At 59.5% G+C, this 23,849-nt stretch carries 25 protein-coding genes and 2 pseudogenes; 9 read left to right on the top strand and 18 right to left on the bottom strand.

Annotation, left to right across the window (positions count from 1 at the left end; all coding sequences use genetic code 11):
- Positions 1–12: 12 nt before the first annotated feature.
- On the top strand, positions 13–1,311 hold the full coding sequence (trbI, locus tag FNA46_RS17595; RefSeq protein ID WP_143126515.1) for an IncP-type conjugal transfer protein TrbI: 1,299 nt from the start codon (positions 13–15) through the stop codon (positions 1,309–1,311).
- Positions 1,312–1,531: 220 nt separating this feature from the next.
- A complete protein-coding gene (locus tag FNA46_RS17590; RefSeq protein WP_246103166.1) occupies positions 1,532–2,233 on the top strand; it encodes an autoinducer binding domain-containing protein in 702 nt (233 codons plus the stop codon).
- A gap of 1 nt (position 2,234) precedes the next feature.
- Here the strand turns inward: FNA46_RS17590 and FNA46_RS17585 are convergent, their stop codons facing one another.
- Positions 2,235–2,528, bottom strand: coding sequence for a transcriptional repressor TraM (locus tag FNA46_RS17585; protein WP_185969898.1), 294 nt, complete (start codon positions 2,526–2,528; stop codon positions 2,235–2,237).
- Positions 2,529–2,694: 166 nt separating this feature from the next.
- On the opposite strand from FNA46_RS17585, the gene FNA46_RS17580 reads away from it, so the two are divergent.
- Entirely contained in the window at positions 2,695–2,934 is a 240-nt protein-coding gene (locus FNA46_RS17580; RefSeq protein ID WP_143126513.1) for a helix-turn-helix domain-containing protein, read from the top strand.
- A gap of 307 nt (positions 2,935–3,241) precedes the next feature.
- On the opposite strand, the gene FNA46_RS17575 is transcribed toward FNA46_RS17580, so the two are convergent.
- The 5 genes from FNA46_RS17575 to traA form a co-directional block, all read right to left on the bottom strand.
- Positions 3,242–4,495, bottom strand: coding sequence for an ATP-binding protein (locus FNA46_RS17575; RefSeq protein ID WP_143126512.1), 1,254 nt, complete (start codon positions 4,493–4,495; stop codon positions 3,242–3,244).
- Between the two features lie 86 nt (positions 4,496–4,581).
- On the bottom strand, positions 4,582–5,190 hold the full coding sequence (locus FNA46_RS17570) for a TraH family protein (protein ID WP_143126511.1): 609 nt from the start codon (positions 5,188–5,190) through the stop codon (positions 4,582–4,584).
- A 14-nt stretch (positions 5,191–5,204) separates the two neighbouring features.
- Entirely contained in the window at positions 5,205–6,377 is a 1,173-nt protein-coding gene (locus tag FNA46_RS17565; protein ID WP_143126510.1) for a conjugal transfer protein TraB, read from the bottom strand.
- Complete coding sequence (gene traF / locus FNA46_RS17560) at positions 6,367–6,927, bottom strand: conjugative transfer signal peptidase TraF (RefSeq protein WP_246103171.1); 561 nt, start codon at positions 6,925–6,927, stop codon at positions 6,367–6,369. Before traF ends, FNA46_RS17565 begins: the two co-directional genes overlap by 11 nt.
- A gap of 2 nt (positions 6,928–6,929) precedes the next feature.
- Positions 6,930–10,250 carry a Ti-type conjugative transfer relaxase TraA gene (traA, locus tag FNA46_RS17555; protein ID WP_143126540.1) on the bottom strand — a complete coding sequence of 1,107 codons (3,321 nt, stop codon included), beginning with the start codon at positions 10,248–10,250 and terminating at the stop codon, positions 6,930–6,932.
- 255 nt (positions 10,251–10,505) lie between these two features.
- Here traA and traC point away from each other — a divergent pair, with 255 nt between their 5' ends.
- The 3 genes from traC to traG are packed head-to-tail and all read left to right on the top strand — an operon-like array spanning position 10,506 to position 12,943.
- Entirely contained in the window at positions 10,506–10,802 is a 297-nt protein-coding gene (gene traC, locus FNA46_RS17550) for a conjugal transfer protein TraC (protein WP_143126508.1), read from the top strand.
- Between the two features lie 4 nt (positions 10,803–10,806).
- Positions 10,807–11,022: a type IV conjugative transfer system coupling protein TraD gene (traD, locus tag FNA46_RS17545; RefSeq protein WP_143126507.1), complete on the top strand. Its 216-nt coding sequence runs from the start codon at positions 10,807–10,809 to the stop codon at positions 11,020–11,022.
- The gene (gene traG, locus FNA46_RS17540) at positions 11,009–12,943 is read left to right on the top strand and encodes a Ti-type conjugative transfer system protein TraG (RefSeq protein ID WP_143126506.1); all 1,935 of its coding nucleotides are present in this window, start codon (positions 11,009–11,011) and stop codon (positions 12,941–12,943) included. Before traD ends, traG begins: the two co-directional genes overlap by 14 nt.
- Before the next feature lie 173 nt (positions 12,944–13,116).
- On the opposite strand, the pseudogene FNA46_RS26435 reads toward traG, so the two are convergent.
- Positions 13,117–13,336 (bottom strand): annotated as a pseudogene (locus FNA46_RS26435) (hypothetical protein).
- 207 nt (positions 13,337–13,543) lie between these two features.
- Here FNA46_RS26435 and FNA46_RS17530 point away from each other — a divergent pair.
- Positions 13,544–13,804 carry a WGR domain-containing protein gene (locus tag FNA46_RS17530; protein WP_143126505.1) on the top strand — a complete coding sequence of 87 codons (261 nt, stop codon included), beginning with the start codon at positions 13,544–13,546 and terminating at the stop codon, positions 13,802–13,804.
- Between the two features lie 86 nt (positions 13,805–13,890).
- Here the strand turns inward: FNA46_RS17530 and FNA46_RS17525 are convergent, their stop codons facing one another.
- The 3 genes from FNA46_RS17525 to FNA46_RS17515 all read right to left on the bottom strand — a co-directional run bounded on the left by FNA46_RS17525 (position 13,891) and on the right by FNA46_RS17515 (position 15,242).
- On the bottom strand, positions 13,891–14,307 hold the full coding sequence (locus FNA46_RS17525) for a hypothetical protein (protein ID WP_027488996.1): 417 nt from the start codon (positions 14,305–14,307) through the stop codon (positions 13,891–13,893).
- Positions 14,304–14,570, bottom strand: a complete 267-nt coding sequence (locus FNA46_RS17520) for a type II toxin-antitoxin system prevent-host-death family antitoxin (protein WP_143126504.1) — start codon at positions 14,568–14,570, stop codon at positions 14,304–14,306. Before FNA46_RS17520 ends, FNA46_RS17525 begins: the two co-directional genes overlap by 4 nt.
- Before the next feature lie 363 nt (positions 14,571–14,933).
- Positions 14,934–15,242, bottom strand: a complete 309-nt coding sequence (locus tag FNA46_RS17515; protein ID WP_143126503.1) for a DUF736 domain-containing protein — start codon at positions 15,240–15,242, stop codon at positions 14,934–14,936.
- A gap of 496 nt (positions 15,243–15,738) precedes the next feature.
- On the opposite strand from FNA46_RS17515, the gene FNA46_RS26120 reads away from it, so the two are divergent.
- Positions 15,739–15,912 carry a hypothetical protein gene (locus tag FNA46_RS26120; protein ID WP_185969896.1) on the top strand — a complete coding sequence of 58 codons (174 nt, stop codon included), beginning with the start codon at positions 15,739–15,741 and terminating at the stop codon, positions 15,910–15,912.
- A 3-nt stretch (positions 15,913–15,915) separates the two neighbouring features.
- On the opposite strand, the pseudogene FNA46_RS17510 reads toward FNA46_RS26120, so the two are convergent.
- From FNA46_RS17510 to FNA46_RS17490, 5 genes and pseudogenes are all read right to left on the bottom strand, one after another.
- Positions 15,916–16,128, bottom strand: a pseudogene (locus FNA46_RS17510) (zincin-like metallopeptidase domain-containing protein); the annotation flags it as partial.
- Positions 16,129–16,177: 49 nt separating this feature from the next.
- Entirely contained in the window at positions 16,178–16,774 is a 597-nt protein-coding gene (locus FNA46_RS17505) for a cation efflux transmembrane domain-containing protein (RefSeq protein ID WP_143126502.1), read from the bottom strand.
- Positions 16,775–16,789: 15 nt separating this feature from the next.
- Positions 16,790–17,332 carry a Chromate resistance protein ChrB gene (locus tag FNA46_RS17500; protein WP_143126501.1) on the bottom strand — a complete coding sequence of 181 codons (543 nt, stop codon included), beginning with the start codon at positions 17,330–17,332 and terminating at the stop codon, positions 16,790–16,792.
- A gap of 31 nt (positions 17,333–17,363) precedes the next feature.
- Positions 17,364–18,269, bottom strand: a complete 906-nt coding sequence (locus FNA46_RS17495) for an ArdC family protein (protein ID WP_143126500.1) — start codon at positions 18,267–18,269, stop codon at positions 17,364–17,366.
- Between the two features lie 370 nt (positions 18,270–18,639).
- The gene (locus tag FNA46_RS17490) at positions 18,640–19,443 is read right to left on the bottom strand and encodes a sulfite exporter TauE/SafE family protein (protein ID WP_244618140.1); all 804 of its coding nucleotides are present in this window, start codon (positions 19,441–19,443) and stop codon (positions 18,640–18,642) included.
- Between the two features lie 133 nt (positions 19,444–19,576).
- Here FNA46_RS17490 and FNA46_RS17485 point away from each other — a divergent pair, with 133 nt between their 5' ends.
- Positions 19,577–19,858, top strand: a complete 282-nt coding sequence (locus tag FNA46_RS17485; protein WP_185969895.1) for an HIT family protein — start codon at positions 19,577–19,579, stop codon at positions 19,856–19,858.
- A gap of 20 nt (positions 19,859–19,878) precedes the next feature.
- Here FNA46_RS17485 and FNA46_RS26430 read toward each other — a convergent pair whose 3' ends face one another.
- The 3 genes from FNA46_RS26430 to FNA46_RS17475 all read right to left on the bottom strand — a co-directional run.
- The gene (locus tag FNA46_RS26430; RefSeq protein ID WP_246103164.1) at positions 19,879–21,216 is read right to left on the bottom strand and encodes a hypothetical protein; all 1,338 of its coding nucleotides are present in this window, start codon (positions 21,214–21,216) and stop codon (positions 19,879–19,881) included.
- A gap of 4 nt (positions 21,217–21,220) precedes the next feature.
- A complete protein-coding gene (locus FNA46_RS26425) occupies positions 21,221–22,051 on the bottom strand; it encodes a hypothetical protein (protein WP_246103162.1) in 831 nt (276 codons plus the stop codon).
- On the bottom strand, positions 22,048–23,849 hold a 1,802-nt coding region (locus tag FNA46_RS17475), incomplete at its 5' end, for a hypothetical protein (RefSeq protein ID WP_342782396.1). The genes FNA46_RS17475 and FNA46_RS26425, both read right to left, overlap by 4 nt.

Genomic DNA, 23,849 nt, shown 5'->3' with positions numbered 1-23,849 from the left:
GGAGGGGAGATCATGGTTCAATCGCTCCAGCTCGGCACGGCGGGCAATGCTGACGATCAACAGAACATGCGACGTCTCAATCGCCTGCCGATTATCGTCGCGATCGTCATCATCGTGTTGTTCTTCGGTGTCGTGATTATCGGCCTGTCTTGGCGGGGTCTCTCCTTCAACCGTGGTAACGAGCTCGACACCACCTCCGCGTCGCCGGCGACAACGTTTGGCGATCAGCTAAAACGCGGGGTGTCGGACGGGATCATAGGCGAACCGGAGCAACGCGAAGTGTTTCAGCCGACGCCTGTGGTTGTCGAACGCGAGCCGGTGAGAGAACCGGTCGTGGAGCGGCAGAATGAGGCCCGCACAGAGCGGCGATCCCAGATCGAACCCGAGGCCGAGTGGAAGGCGCGGCTGAAGCGGGAACAGGACGAGCAGATTCTGCGCGAAGCGCAGCGTCAAAGGATGGCGAGGCTCCAGGCGCGGGCAACAGCGCTCGATTCACCGCTCAAGGTTGACGTCTCCGAGGTCCAGAAGAGCGCCTCCGAAACAAGGACCGATTCCCGTCAACCGCTCCATGCCACGACGAACAGTGCGTCCGATCTCTACAGTGCGGCAATGAAATCCGGTCTGCTCGGGCAGAACGTCGATCAGAATGGTCAGACGTCGAAGGAGGATTTTTTCAACCAGGACATCAAGGATCTCGGCTATCTGCCAAACCAGGTCGTCCCGCAGCTCTCGCTCTACGAGTTGAAGCGGGGATCTGTCATCCCGGCGACAATGATCACCGGTTTGAACTCTGACCTTCCGGGGAGGATTTCGGCGCAGGTGAGCCAGAACGTCTATGACAGCGCCACCGGCTACCGGCTGCTCATCCCTCAGGGATCGAAGCTGTTTGGCCGCTACGATTCCAAGGTGTCGTTCGGGCAGGAGCGCGTACTGGTCGTGTGGACAGACTTGATCTTCCCCAACGGCTCGACACTTCAGATCGGCGGCATGGCCGGCACGGATGCCGAGGGATACGGCGGCTTCAAGGACAAGGTCGATCGGCACCTCTGGCGCACGTTCGGCTCTGCCGCGCTCATTGCCATCATCGGCACGGGGATCGACATGTCGATGCCGGAGAGTTCGACGTTCGCCACGCAGGATACGGCTTCAGATGCAGCGCGGCGGAATTTTGTCGAATCGTTCGGCCGTGTGGCGGACCAGGCGATCTCGAAAAATCTCAACGTGCAGCCTACCATCAGGATCCGGCCCGGCTACAAATTCAACGTGCTCGTCGATCAAGACATAATTTTCCCCGGTTCATATCGACAATAGAATAGACCTTGGCGCGAATCGGTGATCATCCGCTTAATTGAATCGCGATGACGATTCACAATCTTGCGTAGGTAAGTTCTTTTTCTTAATAATCGACTTCAGGCGAGCACAATGGTGTGCTCTGCCTCCGTTTCGGAGCTACCAAGCCCTCTACAAAGGGTAATGCCACTTATGATTGCAACCTCGTTGCGTTCATACCTCATTGATAGGAGGCCATGAATTGAACCAATGGTTTGAGCGTTTGACCGAACAGGTCGCCTTGGCACATGACGAAGCCACGGTGAAGGCGATTCTGGAAAAGTTAAGCCGAGAAGCTGGTTTTGGCGGATATGCCTACCTCAATCTGCAGGCGGAGACGCAAACGGCGATCTCAAACTATGACCTCGACTGGCAGCGGCGGTACTTCGACAAATCCTACGCTCTGATTGATCCCGTCGTGAGCAACGCGCGCGATCAGTTGGCAGCATTCGCCTGGTCCAACGAAGCATCGCTCAGAATGAGCAAGGAGCGCAGGAACTTCTACGGAGAGGCCGGGGAGTTCGGGATTCGATCCGGTATCACGATCCCGATCAAAACGGGATTTGGGCGGATGGCGATGCTTACCCTGGCTTCGGAAGAGGCAGATTTCGCCATGGGGCAATCGCTGAACCCCGTGCTTGCCGCTTCTGCGGTCGCGCAACTGCACTCGAGGTTGGAAGGTCTTCTAGCGAAGCCAACACATCACACCCCAATACGCATGAAATCTGATGAACTGACCTGCTTGCGCTGGTCTGCGGAAGGCAAGTCAATGAAGGCCATCGCCATCATCGAGAACACGACATATGCCAATGTCGCGTTCTTCCTCCGCAACGCCAAATCGGCCTTGGGCGCGACAAGCTTGCCCCAGGCAACCGCAATGGCCAAGGAACTAGGCCTGATCTAGCTCAGTGGCCCTTTGATTTCGGCATGTCCGGAATGTAGCCCAGAATGTCGAGAAGCGTTGACACGACCGTCTGCTGCGCGTGGACGGCAATCATCGCAGCGATATAGGCCTGACTTGCCTCGCGCGCCGTTTCCAAGTCAGTTGCGGCATCGACCCGCACTTCGAGCATGACGGCGTCATCGCGCAAACGACGATGTTTCTCGATCTCGCGCACGACGTGGCGTTCAATCTCTTCGGGCGACTGGTCACTCATCAATCCGATAAGTGGGCGCAATATGAGTTTGGTATCAGACACAGGCCCGTCTGCACTTGCTTTGAACATTATCGGTCCAATTACCGCCCATATGCTGCCGGTGTAAACCTTCTTTGGAACGAGGTATCCGCGAGGGCAAATCGGTTTAAATCTCAATTACATATTATAGTTGATAAACTTAAAGTATGTAAATGCCGATCTTCCGCGTATGGATATGCGCAAGCTGGTCGGCCGGAATTTCGCCCGCCTCCGTCGGGAAAAAGGCCTGACGCAAGAGGACGTGGAAGCGCGTTCCGGCTTTAGCCAGCAATACCTGAGCGGCCTCGAACGGGGGACGCGAAATCCGTCCATCGTTACCCTCTATGAAATCGCCCAGGCGCTCGGAGTAAGCCATGTTGAACTCGTCACGCCCGACAATGGAACTGGGGATCGCACTGTCCCTTCGTGAGGCCACAAACGCGATCGAGCGTGTCACAGGTGTCTGCGGCGGTGAGCCTGTGTTCAGGGGCAACCCGTGTTCCGGTTAGAATAGTTGCAGCCATGAGAAGCCAGCGCGCGACCACAGGGGATATCGTTGCAGGTTACCCGTCGCTCACGGTTCGCATGGTCGAGCTTGCAGAGATCTGGGACGACGGCACACACGGTAAGCAGCCGACCACCCAAACTTTCGGACCTTGGTGCTACCTTAAACAACGCAAATCGCTTCTCGCTGCCACACCCACTAGGCAAAACCTCATAAGCCTCACAAATCCACTTCACATCGACCACAAGATTGAGAGGGGCGCAGCCTGCAGGCGTTCGGCAAACGGCGTGATGCGGTCATGATCATGAAGGACGAGCCCACGCACGAAACGGTCACCGACCGCTGCCTGCAACTGACGTAACCCGCGAAAATCATCGGCCTTAACGGTCGCAGACGCTTTCACTTCAATACCGATGATTCGCCCGCGCCGATCCTCAATCACGACGTCGACCTCATCCAGATCTTTCGTTCTGTAATGCGAAAACGTCACGCGTCTCTCGGACCAGGATGCCAGCTTCATCAGTTCGGAGACGACGAAACTCTCTAGCAGGGCGCCAAATCGGGTCTTGTCGCCGGATAGCCTGGCCAGTTCGTCTTCGCGCAAAGCCGCCAAAAGTCCTGTATCGATGAAATGAAGCTTTGGCGTTTTGACAAGCCGGCTGAGCCGGTTGTTCGACCATGGCACCAGAGTTTTGATAAGGAATAGCCGCTCTAAAATAGCTATGTATTTCTGAGCGGTGACGCCGGATAATCCCAGTGCAGAACCAAAGCTGCTATTGTTGATCAATTGGCCGGCATGTTCCGCAAGGATGTTCAGGAGGCGTGGCAAACGATCGAGCTGATCGATGTTGGCAATGTCGCGCACGTCGCGATCCAGGATAAGAGTAACGTAGTCTTCGAGCCACGAGACTCGCCGGGCTGATGTGGTTCGCCTCAAGGCTTCAGGATAGCCGCCCGCCAGAACCATGCTCATCAATTCCTTGCCCAGAACAACCTCACCCTTGGTGGCTGGTTCCTCTCCCGCAAACAACCGGTCTAGCATGAGGCCAGGACTTGATCGGATTTCGGCCTGCGCAAAGGGCAGAAGCGGAATGACTGCCATTCGGCCGGCCAGAGAGTCAGCAATAGCCGGAATGGTCGCGAGATTGGCGGAGCCCGTTAGCAGAAACCGTCCCGGCTCCTGATGGGCATCCACGCTCGCCTTGATTGCAAGCATCAGATCAGGGGCTCGTTGTACCTCGTCGATAACCGCTCGCTTGATCCCTCGTATAAACCCTGTGGGGTCGGCTTTAGCGGCATTCAGCGTACCCGCATCATCCAATGTGATATATGGCCGATCGCTATCCGAGAACATGCGCGCAAGCGTGGTCTTGCCTGCCTGCCGCGGTCCAGATATCAGAACGACACGGGTGTCGGCCAGAGCTGCCTCCACGAGAGGCAAGGCTTTACGATCGACAAGGGGCTTAAAATTTGAGTGATCAGTCATACGGCCATTCTTAACTCAATGACCGTCTAATTTAAAGCGAGATGCCGTCCATTTTTAATCTAACAAACGTCCGATCTTAAACGACATCACTTCTGGCCCCCGATCCTCGTCAGATCGATCCGGATACCAGCGTCGTCGGGTTTGATCGGAGTTTCCTCCGGCATTTCCGAGTATCCACTCTCCTCAACTTCGGCAACATCGTCACTCTCGAGTGCTAGCCGTTGCACGACCGCGCCACCCGGATCCTCAGTCTGAAACACGCTCTCCCCCTGGAACTTGCCAGTCCGCCAGGCGTGAATCGCGTCATCGAACAGCTGCGGGAAAACCTCTTCCCTCGTCGGATTTCCGTACCACTTCGCAACGGTGCGGAGGATCTTGGCGAACATCGCTGTGCCCATCCGCAGATTGGCGCAGGGATCGACGAGAGCCACCTTCAGCTCCCACGCGTCCTTCACCCCGATGCCAGCCGGGATCTGGGTGAGGCCAACCCGCACGATAGAGCCAGCAATGTTCTCACGGACGATCTCGATCGCTTCCTCGGGTGTTTTCGGTTTGGGAATGAGGATCAGACGGCCACCGGACTTCACCGTGATGGCAAGCGGATCGTCGGAACCGACCGCCTGGACGAACTGCTCGACGATAGCCGGCTTCAACGAAGGATCGGCACATTCCTTGATCAACGCAGCATCCAGCATGCGAGCTCCATGTTTCAGATGTTGAATGAAATGACGAGAGGAAGATCGAACAGGCGGGCCCATGCCTCGCTGCTCGCCCGCTGAATGTCGATGATTGACGTCCCCGCAGTCCACCAGCCGTTTCCGACTGCGATGATGGCGTCAGGGCGGTGGAAGGCCGATTGCAAAACCGGCCAGACGAGGAGTTGTTCGTAGCAGATCAGCGGCGCGACTTTTGCGGTGGCGACCCCTACGACGGGATTGGCGAAGAAATGTGCCCGCGCGCCAGCGTCATCCCCATCACCGCCACCAATCCAGCCTCGCCACGGCTGCCACATCGAACCGGGCACCGGCATTCGCTCCCGATAGAGAATCTCCGTTTTCCCAGCGGATATCGTCACGAGCACGTTGTCGTAGCCGCGACCATCGATGAGTGCCGCTCCAGCGATGACCGTGATATCGGTCCCGGTGAGCCCTTTTTCCCAGAAGCGAGCAACCGTCGGCGTCCAGAAACCGAGAGCACTTTCCGGTAGCGCGACCGTTGTGCCAGGCGGTTGGACGCGAGCAACGTCGATCAGCTCCTGTTGCCGCTGGAGGCCAGCTTCGCGTCCGAGAGATGCGCCCATTTCGAGGTCTACACCTGTCCACAGCGCAGGTAGAATCGGCGGCGTCCAATCAGCGGCGGACCAGATCCAGAAGCCTGTCATGACTATCACTGCAGCCGGCTGATAGTGCGTCGTCATCATGCCCAGGCCGGCGGCCATCGCACCCAAACCCCACCATCCCCAGCCGGGAAACAGAACGCCCGCCGCGGTGATCGGATGCGCCCATCCCAGAATGCCGAATGGTGGAACCGCCATTACAAAACACGCAGCCATGTATCGGAGCTGCTTCTGCCATCCCTTACGATCCGACCAAAGCACCGAATGGACGGCTACGAAGGCTGAGGAAGCAACCAGCCAGAGCACGAGACCGGGCGAGATATCCAAAGAATAAAAGTTGGCCACGCTCTGTGGCAGTCCACGCGATGCGGCGAGGAAGTATGCTGCGGAAACTGCCGTCGCTTGGAGGCGCGTACGCGCCATAGACCAGAACATGGGAAAGGCCCCTGCGACCGGGAGGAGCAACACATCACCGCTCCAGCCGATCCAGCCGGCGGCGATCGATAGTGTCACAAGCGCACCCGTTCGAAACAGCTCACGGCGCATAGGTCCATACCTCTCGCGCCAGTCCGAGGATGCCATCCATCGGCAGAGGACCGAAATATCGGCTGTCGAACGAACCCGGGAACTGGGAATGCAGAAAGACCGTGCCAGGCGGAACGACACCACCATCATAAGCTGTCATCTCGCGCCCTTGGCCATCCATCCGGAAAACCCTCGAATGAGGTAGGGGGCGACCATCGACACGCACGTCGTCACTGATTTCGATCGCCTTTCCGGACGTCGCCACAACGGTCTTGATAAGCGGCGCCACGCGTCCGGCGCAGAGGCCGAAGCGCAGATACCCACGCGCACGCGCCTCACGCATCGCGTCAGTGTTCGGTGGACAAATGAAGACCAAATCGCCAACCAGGATCGGCCGATCGGGCTGAACGATCCGCCATAGGCCTAGGGGCGCGCTTGGTGTGAGATTGATCCTGAAGCCCTGACCTGCGAACAGGACAATGAGGCCAAGCGTAAAAAGGCTAACGCTGCTGATCCGGTAAAACCAGACAAGCCGCTTCATGCGCCGGAGCACTTTATGTCGATGGCGCATCTTCATTTGAGGGTGAGCCCCTGAGATTTGGTCTGACGCAGTGTCTCAGCCTGCTTGAGTGCCGTCACACTGCGTTCATGGGCGGACAGTTGCTGCACCGTCCACATCATATTCCAGGCCTGTTGCACCTCACTCTTCTGGGCGGCATTCATTCCTGACGTGACCCGCTGATAAGCCTCGCCATTGGCGTCCTTCGCTGCTTGGGGCAAGAAGGTTCTCTCGCCGAAGCGCTCGATGACCGCCTTGGCGAAACCTTCAAGTTCAGCCTTCACCATCTTGTCGGCGAGTGTATATTCGAGGCCAGAGGGCAGGTCATTTCGGTCGATGGCATCACGCACTCGTTCAAGAACGCTTTTCGCATTGGACGAGAGAGCGGGGATCTCCAGCGCAACCTGCCTACGCACCGCAAGCTCCTCGGCGTGATTTCGCTGTTCGGCGTCGCCGCGTTGACGGAGATAGTCGCTGATGCTGTCCGCGAGCGGCGTCACATTTTTGAGCGCCCGGTCCCGATCCAATTTGTCCGCACGGCTCGCGAAGACACCGGTCTTTCCTTTCAAGGAGCCGAAGGCTTCCGGCTCTGCAGTGATACGTGAAAGCGTCTTCGCCGCGGTCGCCGGATCGCTCAACATCGCATCGACATTCGCCGCCTTGAACGCCGCTTCGGGCTGCGCGTAAACGTGGTGGAAGCGCATCGAGACTTCCTCCCACTGCTTCTTCAATGCCGGATCGGATGCAAGCTTGTCCTCGACTGCCTGATCGATCGATTTCGGTAATGTGGTGATACCGGCCACCATGGGCTTGGCCTCCTTTGCTGAAGTTCGAATTGTGCTGGTCGTCGACGTTGCAAAACCGAGCCTGGCGCCGAGGGCTGCAAGCCGGCCGGCGAGATCGACAAGTTTTTGCTTCTGCCGAGCCGTCCATTCGAGACGATCGCGCGCAACCGTTCTGGCGACGTTGACGATGTGAAGGCCCCGCGCTTCGGCAAAGCGTAGCGCTTGGCGGTAGATGCTACCGCCTGCATAATCGAGCGTCGTTTCCTTGGTGTTCCTGCGCGAAAGGGTCTCGACCAGACCGCCAGCTTTGGCGAAGGATCGGTGGCCGTAATAGACGCCGAGATCCTCGCGGTGGCGTGTCATCGCAACATAGGTGAGGTGGCGATCGAGAGACAGGGACGCGAGCACCTTGACCCGGTCAACGGTTGCACCCTGGCTCTTGTGCACCGTGGTGGCATAACCATGATCGACATTGTTGTAGAAGCGCTGCTCGACGATAACCTGGCGCAGGTGCTCACCCTCGCCGATGACAGCGACGATGCGACCAGGTGCTGCTTCCGCCACCTTGCCCAGCATGCCGTTCTTGACGCCGATCGAGCCCTCGTTCTTCAGGAAGACAATCTGGTCACCGGCTGCAAAGTTGCGATTGCCATCGGCGGTCTTGAACACAAATCCCTGCTCAATAATGCCGCGTTCGATCAGTTTGGCACGCGCCAGTTCATTCAGCATGCGGACATCACGGCGCAAATGCGCCAGGATCAATGTAGACTTGGCAGGATGGTACTCTCGGTTCCAGTCGGCGATGAGGTTGTTGACCGCATCAGTCTTCAGCTCGGAGCCGATCATCTTGCCATTGGAATGATAGGCTGCGACGGCTTTGCCGACATTGCCGCGCGCGAGATCAAGCGATGCGTCGCGCATCCATTGCTCACGCTGACGGTAAATCGTTTCGAGCTCCGCATAGCCGATGCGATCGGCAATGGCGCGGAAGGCAGCACCCGCTTCGATCGGCTGCAACTGCTCCGGATCGCCGACAAGCACGAGCTTGGCGCCGGCTCTGGTGATGGTCTCAACGAACATCGCCATCTGCCGCGAGGAAACCATGCCAGCCTCGTCAAGAACGAAAACGGTCTTCTCGTCGAGCGTCCCGCGACCTTGGCTCCAGCTGAGCTCCCAGGATGATAACGTGCGCGAGACAATACCCGCTTCCTTCTCCAGACCTTCTGCGGCCTTGCCGGCGAGCGCACCACCGACCACGCGATAGCCGGCCACTTCCCATGCCTCGCGGGCGGCCTTCATCATCGTGGTCTTGCCGGCGCCGGCGCGGCCGATCACGGCGGCAATACGCTCATCACCGGCCACATGTTCGATCGCGGCCTTTTGCTCGTCCGACAGCCGTTCGTGGCGCGCGAACGTCGCCTCAAGCACTGGTTTCCGGACGCCATGCGACGAACGCTGGGACAGCCAGATTGCCCGGTTGGCCATCTCGGCTTCGAGCCGGATCAGTTCACGTGTCGTGTATTTTGCCGACGCACGGACCCCGGTCACAAAATCGAGCCGTTCGCGATCGAGCCGCAGGGACTCGGGATTTTGCATGATGCGCGCCATCAAGCTTTGGAAGAGACCGGCATCATCGATATAGCGATGCAGGATCTTGGCGACGTCGCGTTCGTCGAACACGCTCTTCTCCCGCGTAATCAGGTCGAGCACGAGTTCCGGTTTGCGCTGGATCTTGCGGGCATTCTCTGCCCGCCGCGCCTCCTGCAACTCCGACCGTTCAAGCGCAGCTTTCTCCTCCGCAGGTCGATTCCCACTGGCTGCTTTCCTCTCGATCGCCTTCGTGCCAACGCCAAGATGGATCGTCGGCGTCAGGTCGATGCCCTGCTTTTCGAAGGAACGGCCATCAATCCTGATATCGAGACCGGCAAGTGCCAGATGCCGGTTCTGGCAGGCGAACCAGCCGTCGCGAAACGCGTTGAAGTTATCGAGCCCACCGGCCCAAATCTCATAGACGATCTTGCCGCGATCGTTGCGCGACACTTTGCCGTCCGGTCCCGTGACCGCCACCTTCTTCGAACCGAAACCGTCTTCAGTCAGCGGCCGCAACGTTGTCATTAGGTGGATATGCGGATTGCCCGGTGCATCGTGGAAAACCCAGTCAGCCACAATACCCTGAACTGTGATGTGGCGCACCACAAAGTCCCTAACAAGCTCGATGTTTTGTTCGGCCGACAGCTCTAACGGCAGGCCGATGGTGATGTCCTTGGCAAGCTGCGCATCCGACCGTTTCTCAAACTCTTCGACCTTGTTCCAGAAAGCTTCCGACGCACCGGACACAGACCGATCGCCAACCAAAGATTGCAGCCACTCTGGTGCGTCACTGGGAATGACAAATTCCTCATGCAGCAGGCCCTGCTTGCGGGTGTAATCGATCGTCCTGGCTTCCCGCTCATAGTCCATCTTGGCGCAATGCCGATAAGCCGCCGACAGCACGGCGCTGCGGCCGGAGCCGCGTGCAACGATGCTGACTGAGAAATGCGGGACGGCCATGACCAAGCAAGCTCCGTGGATCGAACAAAATCAATGTGTTCGTCAGGAGCGGAAGGCCCCTCCAGGGCCGTGAAGCAGAGCGTCGCATCAGCGACGTATAATTGCGCCCTTCGGATCCGTCCTTGCGAACGGTCGGGATGATGCTCAAAAGCGTAGGCTGCGCCTACTCGCATTTCTGTTAGTAGATCGGCACGCCGATCTGAACGACTCTGGCTGCGTGAACCACAACATGCAGGCAACAGGGACAATCCAGAGATGAAGAAACCGTCCTCCAAGATCCGCGCAGAAATCGCCAAGCTCCAGGAACAGCTCAAGCATGCGGAAACGAGAGAGGCCGAGCGTATCGGTCGCATCGCGCTACGTGCAGGCTTCGGCGATATCGAGATCGAGGAGACCGAGCTCCAGGCGGCGTTCGAGGAACTGGCAAAACGCTTTCGCGGAGACAAGCCCGGCACGAGCGGAAGGAAAGAGGCAGGCGACAGCAGCACGGGCAGCGGGCAGTCCGAAACGGTCGCGTCTGGCGCGGCTTCGCGCATCCCTAGTGAGGCTTGAGCGCATGAGCAGAACCGCAACGACCGATGCCCGGAAGAAGGACACGCGTGACAAGATCGAGCTTGGCGGCCTGATCATCAAAGCCGGTCTTCGGTTCGAGAAGCGGGCGCTTCTGCTCGGTGCCCTGATCGAACTGCGAAAGCGGCTGAAGTCGGACGACAATGAGCGAACACGACTGACAGCGATCGGGTCGGAGGCGTTCGGCAATGAAGGTGAATAGGATCGTTCTCGCCATTCTGCCTCTGGCCATGATGGCAGCGACGGTGTTCGCGATGACCGGCATTGAGACATGGCTTGCCGGGTTTGGGAAGACTGAGGCGGCAAAGCTCACCTTGGGACGGGCAGGAGTCGCCGCTCCATTCGTGGCGGCCGCAGCTCTGGGCCTGATGTTTCTGTTCGCGAGCGCGGGATCAGCAAACATTCGCGCTGCAGGCGTTGGCGCTGCAATCGGAAACGCCGCGGTGATCCTGACGGCTTGCTTGCGAGAAGGCATTCGGCTCGCAGAACTATCGTCCCAAGTATCAGCGGGGAAATCCACGCTTTCCTATCTCGATCCTTCGACCGTGATCGGAGCGGCCGCAGCACTTATGTCGGGCTGTTTCGCGCTGCGCGTGGCGATTGTCGGCAACGCCGCCTTCGCGCGGGCTGTGCCGAAACGCGTCATCGGCAAGCGTGCCCTGCACGGCGAGGCCGACTGGATGAAACTCACCGAAGCAGAGAAGCTGTTCCCGGACTCGGGCGGTATCGTGGTCGGCGAGCGGTATCGTGTCGACCGAGATGGTGTCGCCGGCATTTCGTTCCGTGCCGATAGCAGCGAAACCTGGGGCGCCGGGGGCAAGTCCCCGCTGCTCTGCTTCGACGGCTCATTCGGCTCATCGCACGGCATCGTCTTTGCGGGATCGGGCGGTTTAAAGACGACCTCGGTGACGATCCCTACAGCGTTGAAGTGGGGTGGATCGCTCATCTTGCTCGATCCGTCGAACGAGGTCGCGCCGATGGTCTCGAAACATCGAGAAGAGGCGGGGCGGCGTGTCAGGATCCTCGACCCGCGCAAACCCGCAACAGGCTTCAACGCACTCGACTGGGTCGGCCAATATGGCGGCACGAAGGAGGAGGATATCGCCTCGGTCGCCTCATGGATCATGAGCGATAGCGGTCGCGCGAGTGGCGTCCGCGACGATTTCTTCCGCGCTTCCGGACTTCAGCTCCTGACGGCGATCATCGCCGATGTCTGCCTGTCCGGCCACAACGCAAAGGAAAAGCAGACGCTACGTCAGGTCCGCGAGAATCTGTCGGAACCCGAGCCGAAGCTTCGACAGCGCCTTCAATATATCTACGACAATTCGGGATCGGACTTCGTGAAGGAAAACGTCGCCGCCTTCGTCAACATGACGCCAGAGACATTCAGCGGCGTCTACGCCAATGCCATCAAGGAGACGCACTGGCTGTCATACCAAAACTATGCGGCTCTGGTCTCGGGTTCGACATTCCGGACCGAGGATATTGCGTCGGGTAAGACCGACGTGTTCATCAACATCGACCTGAAAACATTGGAGACCCATGCCGGGCTGGCACGGGTCGTGATTGGTTCGTTTCTGAACGCGATCTATAATCGCGATGGCGCCATGGAAGGTCGCGCCCTGTTCCTGCTCGATGAGGTCGCCCGCCTTGGCTACATGCGCATTCTGGAGACCGCGCGCGACGCCGGCCGCAAGTACGGCATCACGCTTACGATGATCTATCAGTCGATCGGCCAGTTGCGCGAAACCTATGGCGGGCGCGATGCGTCCAGCAAGTGGTTCGAAAGCGCAAGCTGGATCAGTTTTGCAGCCATCAACGATCCGGAAACCGCCGACTATATCTCCCGTCGCTGCGGCATGACGACGGTGGAGATCGACCAGGTTAGCCGTAGTTTCCAGTCACGCGGGTCATCGCGGACGCGGTCGAAGCAGTTGGCCGCCCGGCCACTCATCCAGCCCCATGAAGTGCTTCGTATGAGGGCGGACGAGCAGATAGTGTTCACCGCAGGCAATCCGCCACTTCGATGCGGCCGTGCCATCTGGTTCCGGCGGAAAGATATGACCGTTTGCGTGGAGCGGAGCAGGTTTCTGCGGCGCGACGCGCCTGCACATACAGAATGAAGAGCATCGGAGAAATCAGCATAGCGACGACCTGAAAGGGCGTGATTTCGGGAATTCTCGTCATGCTTCGGTCGGAAATCGGGCTGCCGCAGGAGGCTTAGCATAGCGCCGCGTCAGCTGAAGCCGGGACCGACTGGCCCCGACCGAGGCATTCCGCTTAGGAGCGCCATCTGCTAGTCGGAGGCCCATTCGGTCAGCCCGTCGAACACTTCCCATCATCGCGCTGGTAATGGCTTGGCCAAGAGCGTTGCCAGCCACGCGGACGTCGTCTTCAGAGCCATCGCGAGCCGCACGGGCAAGTTCGAATCCCTGATCCGCAACGATTTGTTTGGCCACTTCGATCGCCCACAGGCCAAAGTCGCCGCGGTTGTCGATTTGGATAGCATCTTCCATCTGCGCCTCCTGTGATCAGTTCGGGAGCTTCTTTTCATAGACATTGCGCAATCACAAGCACGAGGCAGCAATGTGAATGAGGTCAATCACCTATGCGGACGGAGATTTCCGTTGCCCCTCGATACATCACGGAAAGGAATCGTTTGATCTCTGATGATTCAAAACAGTCGTTGGACGACGCCCTCTAGAAACACGATGATGTTTTGCATGATCGCCCAACCCTATCACCTCTATGTCGAACGCAAGGATGCCAGTAAGAACCTGGCCCGCTTCTACGCGATGTCGATCGAGCCGAACCTGTTCGGAGAGGCATGCCTGACCCGGCGATGGGGACGGATTGGGACGAGCGGTCAGGTGAAAACCCATCAGTTCGAAAAGGAACAGGACGCGGTCGATCTCTTCCTTGATCTTCTGAGGCAAAAACGCCGCCGGGGATATCGGGCAATCGGCTCTGTCGCTTCGCAGTAAACACCCGACGATACTGCCGCTGGCGAAAGAGAATGTGAGGGCGGACCTTGGTCTTCTCGAACGGAGACCCTGCTGTCCACACTCCGCTATCTCGATCGGCTAACTTCCGCAAAGGACTTTCGACGGGCAATAAATTCGCGCAGAAGCGGCAAAAAGAATGCCTTGCTGAAGTGACCAAGCGGAGGCTCAGGCTCCAAATAGAATGACCGGCCTATGATATCGCTGTTGAACTCATCCAGGATGAGCCACAGCGGAAGATCTGCATCAAGACCCGCGCGTCGCTTTTCGATGGTCGGAATCTCGACGGCAAAACGATTTCGGTCGGGCATCTTTGTCGTGATAGGAAAAAACAAGACAAGATCGCCACCTGACCTCGCGATCCGCACGCCGACAGCCACAGGACGGTTCTTGCGCCCTTCCGTTTCTCCCTCGTTTGCCTCATGGCTCCACAGATATGGATATCGAACGACCGCAGCCGTCTGGACCTTGTCATATACGCTCATCGACTCGTCTCATCAGACTGGGCGTAGGCATCGACGGCCTCTTCAAATTCAGCAAACAGCTCGTCGGACATTGTCTCCAGTCTGCCTACAGAGCGACGATCCGACTGGCGCATAAGACGTTCGTAATCGTCTATGTTCAGCAACACCAATCGCGGCTTGTTGCGTTGGGTGATCGTGACAGGGCGTCGGAGTGCCTCGGCGATGATATCTCCGGATTTCCGAGAAAGGTCGCTTGTCGTGTAGTAGCCGTTCCTGCTTGTCATGTGGCCAGCCTCAATACGATTAGGGTGAAAGGGTCTCAGTGCTGTTCATACAACACATACAGCATTGTTGCAAATAATGTATTCCTGGTCGCACGGTGAAGGGGTTGGTAGAGATCACCGCCGTCAGAAGGGCGGCTCTGCCTCAGCCAGGCCGTCCATCTCGGCAGCCGCGACGATCATATCCGCCTGGGCGATGTCGAGCTCGGCTTGGATCTGGCGACGCTTGGCACAATCATGCATTCTGAGCAGCTTCCCCGCTCACCGTATGCCACCAAGAAAGCCGGGCGTGGCTCGATGCCAGATCCGGCTTTGACTTCTCGCAGGAGAGTGGGCTCCGCCGGTGGCGGAGCTTCGTGATCCTGATCAGTCGCGGTTCGGGCGGGACCAGATGAGCTGGAGGCCTTCCTCGCCTTCGACCTCGGCGAGCGTTGCGTAGATCGGGGCAGGGAAGCTCGGATCGTCGAGCTTGACCGAGAGGTAGTCGCGGCCCTCACCGGAGGTCTTCTGCCAGGCAGCGCCGAGTTCGACGCTTCCGGCATAGACGCGGAACTGCGGACCCTTGTCGGAGGGGTTATCGACCCGGGCAATGCGGGCTTTGACGTTGAGGGCGAGCGTGCGGATGGAGCCGGTAAAGCCGTTTTCAGTGGAGGTGAAGGTGCCGATGGTAGCCATTGTCGTATTCCTTTTCTGGTGTTCGGGCCGCGCCCATCGCGGCCTCGATGGCAGTCGACAAGACCGGAGACGATCGGACCGCACCCAGCCGGGGTCCCCAGCGCGCCTGCGCGTTGGGGTGGCGATTGGGCCGCAATCCAATGGAGGACGGCAAATCGCAGATTTGTTAGTGGGCGAGGAGGAGCCTGCAGGGCTCCGGGGTCAGAAATCTGAGCCTTGTCGTTGCGGGAAGACGATCGAGGCGCAGCCGGTCTCCGGTCAGACATGCCCCATCGAGCCCGCAGATGGGTTGCCGGAAACACTGTCGTGAAGGGATATGGCAATGGCGCTCACCGCATTTGCCCGTGGGAAGAATGGCAACCTGGATCATACTCCGCTTGTCCCGTCGTCGGAGCCTGCTTCGATTGGGGAGTGGGTCACGTGCAACCGTGGTCCGGCTTGCCTGCCATGCCCGGTGAGATATCGTTGCGCTCGCGAATCGCAGCCTGGAGGATCAATGCGTCAGCAGACCAAGCCGTTCATCATCGAACGCAAACCGTCCCGCAAACCAAAACCCGACGCTCTGAAACCGTCGATCTGGGGAAAGCTGGACACTGACATCGCACAAGGCCTCCAAAATCAGCGTGATATGGAAGAAGCGGCCGCCACCGATGGTGACGGCCGCGCCTGATGCTCAGGCCGCAGCCTTGAGATCCGCTTCCGGCTGCAGGGAATGCAGAAAACTGACCGCGCGCTGCGCGTACGCGGCGGCCTGGAAGATTGCCCGCTTGTCGTTGGCAAGGACCGATAGCCAGGACTGCAGGTAGGACGCATGGTCGGACCGTGGCTCAAGCTCCGGTGCGATGCCGAGGTCGGCGCAAAGGAAGCAACTGCCGAGCTCGGCAACATATCCTGACAGTCAAGCCTGACGATCGTGGTTATCGCGGAAGCTGTGGTCAGGCCTCAGCGGTTTTGTGTTCCTCGCGGGCTGCCTCCCAGACCTCTCGCGCCGCATCTGCGTTCATGGCGGCAATAGCGAGCCCGACAATCAGGTCGGGCCATGCAGACAGGGTGTAAGCCGTCAGAAGGCCGGCCGCGATGATCGCGATATTCGCAAATGCGTCGTTACGCGCTGAAAGGAAAGCGGCCTTCGTGAGACTACCGCTGTGCCGTCGGAAACGCGTCAGCATGATTGCGCAAGTAAGGTTGACCACAAGCGCACCGAGGCCCGTCAATGATAGAGCAAGCGCCTCGGGTGGGCTCGGCGCCATGAACTTTTCCCACGCGGTCCAGAGTGTAGCCAAGCCCGGGATGAGCAAAATGCCGGCAAGCAGCATTCCGACCTTGGCGCGGCGGCGGGCAGACCACCCAAGTGCCACAAGGATCAGAAAGTTGACCGAGGCGTCCTCGAGGAAGTCAACGCTATCGGCGAATAGCGAGACAGAGCCGATGGCGCGAGCAACAGTGAACTCGATGCCGAAGTAGGCGAGATTGAGAAGGGCGACCAGACGGACTACCCGCCGTAAGTCTTGATCATGCGAGGACGAATCCATCCAGTCGGGCTCCAATTAGCGATTCTCGTCATGTGCGTCGAAGACCTGCTGGGCATAGGCGTCGAGCAATGCCTCACAGGCATGCAGCCGTTCTTCAGCCTCGGCTCCAAGGGTCGCGCCATAGAAGTCGAGCTTACGAATCTTCTCGAACCAGCCCTGGAGCTTCTTCAGATCGACGTCATTCTCCTCGAGCTCGGCATAGGTGAAGTGATCTGCTGCCCGCTCCTTAGCAATCTCCGCGTCGAAGTCCCCGCACTTGTCGATGAACTCGCGATACGCCTCGTCCCGGTCAGCCTTGAACCGGGCGATGACCTTCTCTTCCTGGAACCGATCGAGCGCCACCGTTTCCAGAATCACAGATTCCCCTTCCATCTCGGAGACGCCGTTCTCAATCATCTTCAGTCCTCGGACGTGATCGTCTGTCTTGGGTAGCAGGCAGACCCCGTTTTGAAGGTAAACTGCCCCCATTCCCTTCAACCGGCGCCACAATGCGACGCGCTTCGCAGCCGGTTCGGGCGGGACTTTGTAGGTCAAAAGCAGCCAAGATGAAGTAGCCATGGCTGTACTATAAAGTTACGACCGTTACAAATCAAGCGTACAGGTGCGCTGCATCACCCTGCTGGGCGTGCATCCAGTCAGCCGCCTGCTGCGCCTTGCTGGCGGCCGTGAAAATGGCCCTGGGGTCGTCCTTCAACACTTTGAGCCACGAGGCAATATACGCCGCATGATCGGGACGCGGATGATGGGCGATGCCGAGATCAGCAAGGACAAGGCCGCTCAGAATCTCGACGCAGCACTCTTCGACAGCATAGGCAGCCGACCCGAACCGACTCGAGAGATCGCGGTCGAGCCGATGCTTTGCACCGCTGGCATGACCATCCTCATGCAGCCAGACGCCATAAAAAGACGCGGGATCGCGAAACGAGGTAAAGGCCGGCATGAACACCGTGTCCTCTGAGGGACGATAATAGGCTTCCGACCCGCCGAACTCGGTCTTGATGCCGAGATTGGAGATGAACGCCTCCGCATGCGCCAGGCGTTCGCTCTCGGGCAATACGGGGATCGGCGGACGCTCGTAGCCGTCTACCTGCGCGACGTTGAAGACGGAGAATGCGCGAGCGAACATCCGTCGATGCCCGTCATCGGTGTCGTCTTCATTGTCGGCCGACCGTGACGCCTGGACCTCTCTCCACAGCACGACCGTGGTGGAGCGTTCTCCCTCGCGCACCTGTGCGCCAGCCTCCTGCCATTGCTTATAGGTGCCCCAGAGGCCATCACCGTAACCGACGGCATAGCCCGCAGCCCACAGGGCCAGCGTGTTGATGCCACGGTAGCGCTTTCCGGACGCAATGTTGGTCGGACGGGCGATACTCGCTCCGTTGTGGAACCAGGGCGCACGCCATTCACCTGTACCCTGCTCGATTGCGGCGATGATCTCCGCCGTCACGCGGGAATAGACATCGGCACGGCTCGCTGAGCTGGAAGCGTGGGACATGCGGGAACCTCCGTGGCCAGCCGGGCGAGCCTCTCTCTCCCTTTCAACCGACCGTCCGGTTCCGGCCTTTCTCTTCCTCTCATGCCGGCCCGAAGGGCGGCTGTTTTGGCTTGTTTCCTGTTTTGTCATAATCGTTGCTCCTTCTCCGCCGGGCCTGTCCCGGCGTCGGAGCAGCGACTTGCGACGTCTCAGGCACGGCTGCGCACTCGCAGAGCCGAAGCACAGCGAAGGACGGCGACAGCCGTTGCACAGACGAGCCGGGCGTCGCGCGCTCCGGGTACGCCGGGAGAGAGCCGGCGCGGGCGAGCACGCCCTGCACTTTAGTTTATTGTATCATTCGGGAGGGTTGGTTCCGTCAGCTTCTGGGCGGCTAATGCCGCCACACCTTCACCGCAGAGATCAGGAGGATGATTGCCAATGCCGGCAGCAAAACCGCGTTTGGAACGATGCCGAGCAGAAGGCCGCCGATAAACGTACCGACGATCGATCCGGCAGCCATTATGAGCAGGAAAACCTTGTTGCGACCGATAACGGAGAAGCTCTGATCGCGGCTGTAGCGGGTAAACCCGACCAGCATGGTGGGCAGGCTTACCGCGAGCGAGAGGCTACCGGCGAGCTTGATGTCCGCGCCGAATAGCAGGACGAGGGTCGGGATCAGGAGTTCGCCCCCTGCGACACCCAGGAGCGCGGCGACAATGCCGATAATGAAACCAGCAATCACGCCGGCAATCATCTGGGCCACGCCCGTCAGCAGCGGCTGGCCCGCTGTCGCATCATGGCCAAGCATTAGGACGATCGCGATCGCCACCAGCATGATGGCGATGACCTTGTAAAGTGTCTCCGATCGAAGTCTTGTCGCCCAGCCCGCGCCGAACCAGGCGCCGATCAGGCTTCCTGCAAGGAGATTGATCACGATCGGCCAGTTATCGGCTATGGCGCCGAAGGGCACGGTTCCCGCCCGGAAGGGAAGAGCCGTCGCCACGACGACAAGGCTCATGGCCTTGTTGAGGATCACCGCCTCCAGGGCTGCAAAATTGAAGAACCCGATCAGGATCGGAAGGCGAAACTCGGCGCCTCCCAGGCCTATGAGGCCACCGAGGGCGCCAATAATCGCACCTCCGCTGAAAGCAGCTGCGGGATGGCGGGGAAGTGATGTGTTGGCGGCGTCAGTCATGGGCGATATGTATGCACAAATATCACGAGCATGGACAGTCGTTATGGCAGATGGAAGCGTAGGAAATTGTCGTTGGTGTCTTGCGAACGGTTTGGCTGGATCGGACCCCGCCGCAAGCAATGAGACCCAATACATGATGCTGAAAGCGACCTTGCCAAACCCGTCCGCGATGATCATGCCGTACCGTCACGTCGAGACGCCGTTCGAGTTCAGCTCGGAAGAGTGGTCGGATCTCGGTGAGATGCTGACGGAAGCCAAGCGCCAACTCGACCAGTTCCAGCCCGAAGGATTCACGATTGGATGGAATGTCGGAGCGATCGGAGGTCAGCATATCTTCCACGCGCATATGCATGTGGTGTGTCGCTACGAAAAAGACCCGAAGGCCGGCCAGGGGATCCGCGACTTCCTGCGGTGAGCGTCGATGCCATCAGACGCTCACCGCCGAGCTGTGCCTTCGTCGATGTCAGTCAGGATCTTCATCGTTCGCTCGAGCTCCCGCTGTAGAATATTGCGCTGAAGCTGCGACAACCGCTTCTCCTTCAACAGGCTCTTGGCGTCCAGTGCCGAGCGCGCCCAGGCGGGTCGATGTCTGGCGCTGATACAGGCATTCGGACATCGTGTCGGCTGGCAAAGTGCTGTCAGAGGCGTCGCGTTATTGACGCTGGTGGCCTGCTTCAGACAGACGGCCGTGCCCGGATCGAAGAAGCAGTCGGCAAGCACCCCGACATGCAGCGTTCGCGCCAGGCTGGCGAGCATCGTGCGCAGCCGCGCGCGGTCGGCAATCATGGCGGGGAGCGGTCCAAGTTCCGCCGATATTCCATCGAGCGTCTGCGATATGCGTGCCGCCGCCGGCCCCGATAGGGTCGCACCGGCCTGGCGCTCATCGAAATAGGTCAGCAGATCGTCGAGCTGGCCGAGGCTGCGTTCGTTCTCGACCTCGGCGCGAAAGCCCGATCGGCTGGAGCCGGCATAGCCTTCGAATGACGCAACCGAGGCATGCTTGTATTGGATCATGCCGGCGATCGTTCCGAAGGGGCGGTTGGCGATATGCCACGCGATCGTCCGCCGGAACTGCCGCGTCGTGATGCGCCAGGGCGCGCCATCAGGCCCGTTCGGAACAGCCGGCGCGTCCGGCGTGCCGAACAGGTCATTGAGATGGTCACGATAGCGGTTGAGCTGACGGACGATCTCGGCGGACAGGTAATTCTTGCAGTAGGACTTGGCCGCCAGGACAGGCCAGAGCGTCGTGAGCCCACGAGCAGAGGCCGCCCGAAACGACAGGTGCTCGAGGACATCGATGGCTTTGGCTACCGGCTCTATCGTGACCCACTCGGCCGGCTCGCCTTGGTTCGATTTGCCCTTGTATGCCATCGACCGGACGCGACGGCGCATGATCATGTCGTCCTCACTGCGCGTCAGGGTGAGACATCCACGCTGCATCGCCTGGACTTCGCAATCACGCATACCGGTCAGATAGGCGCAGAGAATGTAGGCGGCGGTCTGAAGCATGCGCTCCTCATGCGCCAGCGTCTTGGCATCGAAGCGCGGTCGCCAGTGGCTGCCGGTCTCCGGCAGGATGGCAATAGGCGTATCCATGCCGCCAGTCTCGACGCCAAGCACACGCACGGCCGCGGTAATCAAACGAGGGGCGCCGTCGAGCAACTGGATATGCATCCTGGGTTCAGCCACCGCGTCAATGCCGATATGAAGATGCAGCAGATGTGAGTTGACGGGCGGCGTCACCTCTCCGGTCTCAGGATGGCGTAGCGTCATTCCATTATGCGCGGTTCCCCAAGATCGGCACGCCGCGGCCTTCGCGATGCAGGCGATCGAGATAGTCCTGTAGACGCTTTCTTTGACGAATGCGGCGTTCCTTGCGTCCGAGTCCCTGGTCGGACTTGATGAGCGCAGAGCAGTGGGCCTCCAATCGCTCAATCTCTTCGCGTGCGGCGAAGATATCGGCCGCGAACATGGTGACGTAGCGGAGCGACCACGACAGCAATGGCGTGATGATCTCTTCGGGAATCCGCGGCGTCAGGTTCTCGCGGACGAAGCGATATCCGGCGACCCGGGCTGGCGACCGTTCGCTACATGGCTCGAAGGGCAGACCGATGGAGGGAAGATGGTCACGGTAAGCTCGCAGGTCGAATGGGATCTCCAGGAGCTGAGCCACCATTGCCGGTTGACGGGTGCGGCCACTTTTAAGATGGCGAGCATATTGGTCAAGGATTTGCTGATCGACCCGATGAGCATCGACGTCGCCTAGCTCGTCGCAAATGAACTCCAAAAACCGTCGCGCGCGGTTGAAGACCTGCCGCACGCTGCCTGGTGGAAGCCTTTTGCGATGGCCGGGCAGGTCGACGTTGAGGCGCGCATAGAGGAACTCGCGAAGCGCCTCGCGCACGCCGATGTGCTCGACGGACTCGAAGTTGACGGTGACATGGCAGCGACGGGCGTTCTCACGGAACACGGCCGGCCCAAGATCCCAGTTCGCATCGCCGTAGCGTGACAGATTGTCCCGATCGAAGCCCGGCCTCAGCGGGACGGACGCGAGAACCGGACGGAGGTCGAGTTCCTGTTCACGAGGGGCGGTCGCGGCACTGATCATTGTCGAGCCTCTGGCGGGAGATAAAGCGACTTCTCTTCCGCCTCGCGGCGGGCCTGATCGATCAAGCTGTCGGAAAAGGCCGGCAGGATCTGATTGGTGATGCGGTCGTGCGCGCGGCCGAACTTCATCGCCCAATCGGCGGCCGACAACCCGACACGTTGCGCCTCGATAAACCCTTGGAAGGCGACGAGCGCCGGCAGCTTGCACGCGGTGATGACGGCGTTACGGCATTCGAGGCAACCCCAGAACGGCTGTGGACATGGTGACCCGACTTCACCGAACGGACTGCGATCGAAACCCGAGCATGCAGCCAGCCAGACATCCTGTTCCCCATCCAGGAGAGCATTGACGTTGCTGCCTCCTCCCGAGGCGGTGTCGTCGCGGCGCCAGGAATCCTTATCGTCAGGCGCCAATATGATCGGACCTGCTGCCGCAGCGGCTTCGGCAAACGCTTCTGCCACAGTGGCTTCATGAAGTGGTCGCAGCGACGGAATGTCGGCGTAGTGGCGCGCCGCAATCTCCGGGGTGTGCCCGACTGCGAAGCGAGCCATGTGCCCGTCCGTCTTCAGATACCAGAGCGCCTTGTGGGTCTTGCGCAAGCGCGACAGAACGAGGCGAAGAGGCTGGCCATCGTCATCGACGATCCCGTGACTTCCTGTCCATCGGTCGACCAGCTCCTGCTGATGTTCGACACCAGCGCGGAGCTGCTTCGGTCCAGTATAATAATAGAGCCAGAGACAATCGCTCGGTACGAACTGACGCGTGAAGGCCGTGACCTCGATGAGCTTGCGAATGAGGCCACCCGGAGTTCCGAGCCCTCCGTCACGGACGCGGATATGTTTGTGCTCGGCGCCGCGAGCGCGCCGCTTCACATAGGCAATCTCGATCGTGCCTGGGCCGGGATTCTGAAGGCAATCGATCGTCAGCGTCTTGCAACACTCTATCTCCAGTCCGGTCTCCAGCGACAGAAATGTAAGGAGGGGCGGAATGTCGGCGGCGCGCAGATGATAACGTGCATGGATGTCCTCGGCGAGAGTTGACACCGGCAGGCCTCGACGAAGCCGCATGAAGTACAGGCTCTTGAATACTCGGTCTCCACTGCTGAGCCTGCCATGGGCGGTGATCGTTGCATGGGCTTCGGCCGTCACGTTGCGAAGGTTCTCGTCGGCATCTTCACTCGGCAGGTTGCCGAAGCGCCGAAACAGTTCGCCAATGTCAGCGCGGGCGGCATCGCGAAGCTGTCTTGCGACAAACGGACTGTAGGCATCGCGTGGGCGCGACCGGCCAGCCGACTGTGCGCTGGTATAGTTGAGCCGACGACGAAGGACCTCATCGAGGACACCAGGCTGATCGGCGTCGATCGAACGCAAAGCCAGAATAGCCTTGGCGACCACAGTGTGGCGATGGATCGGCGTCATCCCACCGGCTTCGAGGAAATCCTCGTAGCCGTCGATGACATCGGCGCTCAGGTCGGCGGGCTTCGTCACCTGTGTGTGCTCGCGCAGATATGCGAAGAAACGCCGATAGGCGTTCATATGCTGCATGATGGTGCTGCGCGCGCCCAACGAGCCACCGAACTCCGCTTGCCTTCGAAGAGCGCCAGCGAAAGCGATCGCCAAAGGTCTTGGCTCGAGGTCCGTGAAATCGACTTCTGCGATGCCCCCATATCGCGCCTGGATGTTGAAGCGCAGACCGATCACCGGATCGCTGGCGTGAGCAGGCACGCCACCATCGATGGGCACAAAGCGGACAGGTCGTCTCTTCCGTGATGGTATGGATGAATAGCCCCGAGATTTGT

It is taken from the genome of Affinirhizobium straminoryzae (assembly GCF_007004135.1).
Taxonomy (GTDB): Bacteria; Pseudomonadota; Alphaproteobacteria; order Rhizobiales; family Rhizobiaceae; genus Neorhizobium; species Neorhizobium straminoryzae.
Note: the sequence above shows the minus strand (reverse complement) of the source record. Positions and strands in the feature narration are given on the sequence as shown.

Coding starts and splice junctions, on each gene's coding strand:
- FNA46_RS17505 (WP_143126502.1), bottom strand. CDS start 16,774: ATGGATTCGTCCTCGCATGATCAAGACTTACGGCGGGTAGTCCGTCTG.
- traC (WP_143126508.1), top strand. CDS start 10,506: ATGAAGAAACCGTCCTCCAAGATCCGCGCAGAAATCGCCAAGCTCCAG.
- traD (WP_143126507.1), top strand. CDS start 10,807: ATGAGCAGAACCGCAACGACCGATGCCCGGAAGAAGGACACGCGTGAC.
- FNA46_RS17525 (WP_027488996.1), bottom strand. CDS start 14,307: ATGAGCGTATATGACAAGGTCCAGACGGCTGCGGTCGTTCGATATCCA.
- FNA46_RS17485 (WP_185969895.1), top strand. CDS start 19,577: ATGATGCTGAAAGCGACCTTGCCAAACCCGTCCGCGATGATCATGCCG.
- FNA46_RS17520 (WP_143126504.1), bottom strand. CDS start 14,570: ATGACAAGCAGGAACGGCTACTACACGACAAGCGACCTTTCTCGGAAA.
- FNA46_RS17500 (WP_143126501.1), bottom strand. CDS start 17,332: ATGGCTACTTCATCTTGGCTGCTTTTGACCTACAAAGTCCCGCCCGAA.
- traG (WP_143126506.1), top strand. CDS start 11,009: ATGAAGGTGAATAGGATCGTTCTCGCCATTCTGCCTCTGGCCATGATG.
- FNA46_RS26430 (WP_246103164.1), bottom strand. CDS start 21,216: ATGACGCTACGCCATCCTGAGACCGGAGAGGTGACGCCGCCCGTCAAC.
- traF (WP_246103171.1), bottom strand. CDS start 6,927: ATGCGCCATCGACATAAAGTGCTCCGGCGCATGAAGCGGCTTGTCTGG.
- FNA46_RS26425 (WP_246103162.1), bottom strand. CDS start 22,051: ATGATCAGTGCCGCGACCGCCCCTCGTGAACAGGAACTCGACCTCCGT.
- FNA46_RS17565 (WP_143126510.1), bottom strand. CDS start 6,377: ATGCGCCGTGAGCTGTTTCGAACGGGTGCGCTTGTGACACTATCGATC.
- trbI (WP_143126515.1), top strand. CDS start 13: ATGGTTCAATCGCTCCAGCTCGGCACGGCGGGCAATGCTGACGATCAA.
- FNA46_RS17575 (WP_143126512.1), bottom strand. CDS start 4,495: ATGACTGATCACTCAAATTTTAAGCCCCTTGTCGATCGTAAAGCCTTG.
- FNA46_RS17530 (WP_143126505.1), top strand. CDS start 13,544: ATGATCGCCCAACCCTATCACCTCTATGTCGAACGCAAGGATGCCAGT.
- traA (WP_143126540.1), bottom strand. CDS start 10,250: ATGGCCGTCCCGCATTTCTCAGTCAGCATCGTTGCACGCGGCTCCGGC.
- FNA46_RS17495 (WP_143126500.1), bottom strand. CDS start 18,269: ATGTCCCACGCTTCCAGCTCAGCGAGCCGTGCCGATGTCTATTCCCGC.
- FNA46_RS17490 (WP_244618140.1), bottom strand. CDS start 19,443: ATGACTGACGCCGCCAACACATCACTTCCCCGCCATCCCGCAGCTGCT.
- FNA46_RS26120 (WP_185969896.1), top strand. CDS start 15,739: ATGCGTCAGCAGACCAAGCCGTTCATCATCGAACGCAAACCGTCCCGC.
- FNA46_RS17515 (WP_143126503.1), bottom strand. CDS start 15,242: ATGGCTACCATCGGCACCTTCACCTCCACTGAAAACGGCTTTACCGGC.
- FNA46_RS17580 (WP_143126513.1), top strand. CDS start 2,695: ATGGATATGCGCAAGCTGGTCGGCCGGAATTTCGCCCGCCTCCGTCGG.
- FNA46_RS17570 (WP_143126511.1), bottom strand. CDS start 5,190: ATGCTGGATGCTGCGTTGATCAAGGAATGTGCCGATCCTTCGTTGAAG.